Annotated in this window: 2 protein-coding genes; both read left to right on the top strand. The window is 28.6% G+C overall.

Going from position 1 to position 2641, the window contains the following annotated elements; all coding sequences use genetic code 11:
- Positions 1 to 193 precede the first annotated feature (193 nt).
- A complete protein-coding gene (gene istA / locus CJ670_RS09140) occupies positions 194 to 1744 on the top strand; it encodes an IS21 family transposase (protein WP_207763627.1) in 1551 nt (516 codons plus the stop codon).
- 53 nt (positions 1745 to 1797) lie between these two features.
- Positions 1798 to 2538 carry an IS21-like element helper ATPase IstB gene (gene istB, locus CJ670_RS09135; RefSeq protein WP_105939734.1) on the top strand — a complete coding sequence of 247 codons (741 nt, stop codon included), beginning with the start codon at positions 1798 to 1800 and terminating at the stop codon, positions 2536 to 2538.
- Positions 2539 to 2641 lie beyond the last annotated feature (103 nt).

Genomic DNA, 2641 nt, shown 5'->3' with positions numbered 1-2641 from the left:
TGTAGGGACGCAAAGAATTTGGCCACCGCGCGCATTGACACTTGGCCACTTGACGCATAATGATTTGGCCACCGTGCGCATTTCAAAGTGAGCCATGAAATCTTTATGATGCGTCTATAAGGTTGAGCTAAGTTTTAGAGTATTCTTCAATATAATGCACCTAAAAAAGGTGTAAATAATGAGGAGAATATCTATGAGTAAAATCAAAGAAGTCTTAAGATTGAAATATCTTAATCTACTATCAAATAGGCAAATCCAAACTATAACTGGAGTTTCCAGAAATAGTGTTGCTAATTATGTAAATTCATTTAATGAAATGAATCTCTCTTTAGAAAAAATATTAGTTCTAAATGATGATGAAATAGAACAATTCTTTCATCCTAAAAAACCTTTAATTTCAAATTCATTAACAACAACTACAGTTGAAATAGATTGGAATAATATACACCAAGAACTTTGTAAAAAAGGAATGACTAGAAAACTACTTTATGAAGAAATTGCTAGTAATAATTCAAATATTTACAGCTATAGCCAATTTAATCGCTATTACAATAAATTTGTAAAAACAATAAACCCATCAATGAGACAAATACATTATGGTGGAGATAAGCTATTTATTGATTATAGTGGTCTTACAATGCCTATTGTAAATCAAAGAACAGGTGAAATTAGTAAAGCTCAAATATTTGTAACAGTATTGGGAGCAAGTGGATATACATATGTTCACGCCTCAATGAGCCAAAGTACAAAAGATTTTATAAATTCCCATGTAAATGCATTTCATTTTTATGGTGGAGTGCCAAATATTTTAGTACCAGATAATTTAAAAGCAGCAGTTATTAGTAATAAAAAAGGTATTGTAAAACTAAATGATGCTTATGCTGATATGGCAAGACATTATGGAATAGCAATAGAACCAGCACGACCATATAAACCACAAGATAAAAGTAAAGTAGAACTAGGAGTTAAAGCAATCCAAAGATGGATATTAATGAAATTACGAAATCATACATTTTTTAGTATAGATGAATTAAATGAAGAGATTAATAAACTACTAGATACTTATAATGAAAAAAAAGTAAGAAGATTTAATAAAAGTCGAACTGAACTATTTGAACTTTTAGATAAACCATATTTACATCCTTTAAGAGCAAACAGATATGTTTATAAAGAGTTTAAAAGAGCTACTGTTGGAATTGATTATCATGTTGAACTTTTAGGAAATGGATACTCTGTTCCATATATTCATTTAGGTAAAAAAGTTGATATTACATACTCTTCAACATCAGTTGTAATCTCACTTGATGGAAATGTAATAGCTCATCATAAAAAATTATTTCAACCATATACAGATTCAACTTTGCAAGAACATATGCCTACACAACACCAATATCAATATGAAAAATGGAATAGTAGAAGAATTTTACATTGGGCAAATAGCTTAGGAGTTTTTACAACTTCATTAATGCAAAAAATAATGGATTCAAAAGGATATGAAGTAAGGGCATATAAATCTTGTATAGCAATATTGAGTTTCTCAAAAACTTATGGAAAAGAGGAAATAGAAATGGTTTCAAAAGTAGCCTTTGAATCAAATATCTTAAAAGTAAGTTCTATAGAATCAATGCTAAAAACAAAAAGTTATCTCTATTACTATACTCAACAAACAAGTGTAAATAATCCTTGCTTGAATAAACATGAAAATATTAGAGGTGGTGCATATTATGCAAAAGGTGATATTTAATTTATCAAATACAAATTCTAAAAATAAAAGAAAAAACTACTAAGGAAAATATTATGATATCAATTGACACAATTTTACAACAAGCAACAGCACTTAATCTTTCAGGATTTAAAGACTCTTTATTACATCAAAGTAATGATGCAAATTATTCATCTCTTAGCTTTGAAGAGAGACTTTATCATTTGTTTGAATCTGAAATAAATCAAAGAGATAATAAAAAAATAAAAAGATTACTACAAGCTGCAACTTTAAAAGATAAAACAGCTTCATTAGAACAAATAGAGTATCTTCCAAAAAGGAATTTAGATAAATCAGTAATTATGTCACTAGCAACTGGAAATTTTATAAATCTAAAACAAAATGTGCTTATTACAGGAGCAACGGGTGTTGGGAAAAGTTTTACGATGCAATGTTTGGGGAAAAAAGCTATAGATTTAGGATACCCAACAAAATACTATAGACTTTCAAGTTTACTAGAAGAAATAAGAACTTCAAGAATAGCTGGAACATATACAAAAACATTAGCAAAAATCTCAAAATTTAAACTTTTACTAATAGATGACTTTGGAGTAACACCTTTAAAAGCCGATGAAATAAATGATTTATTTGAAATAATAGAAGATAGAACTTTTAATGGTTCAATAATTATAACAGCACAACTTCCAATAAAAGATTGGCATGCATATTTAGGAAATGAAACAATAGCAGATGCAATGATGGATAGACTTATTCATACTGCACATAAATTGGAATTAAGAGGTGGTTCAATGAGAGAATATTTAGCAAAAAAATAAAAACATTTGGCCACTTATGATATAATTTTGTAAGAATACTTTTTAACTCCTCAACTGGCCAAGTCTTTATGCGTTTGGGTGGCCAAATTCATGCGTCTCAACA

It is taken from the genome of Arcobacter cryaerophilus gv. crypticus, from assembly GCF_002993025.1.
Lineage (GTDB): Bacteria > Campylobacterota > Campylobacteria > Campylobacterales > Arcobacteraceae > Aliarcobacter > Aliarcobacter cryaerophilus_B.
The sequence above is the reverse complement of the archived record's forward strand: the minus strand, read 5'-3'. Positions and strand labels throughout refer to the sequence as shown.

Bases quoted from the DNA above. Each gene is read 5' to 3' on its own strand.
- istA (WP_207763627.1), top strand. From the start codon at position 194: ATGAGTAAAATCAAAGAAGTCTTAAGATTGAAATATCTTAATCTACTA.
- istB (WP_105939734.1), top strand. From the start codon at position 1,798: ATGATATCAATTGACACAATTTTACAACAAGCAACAGCACTTAATCTT.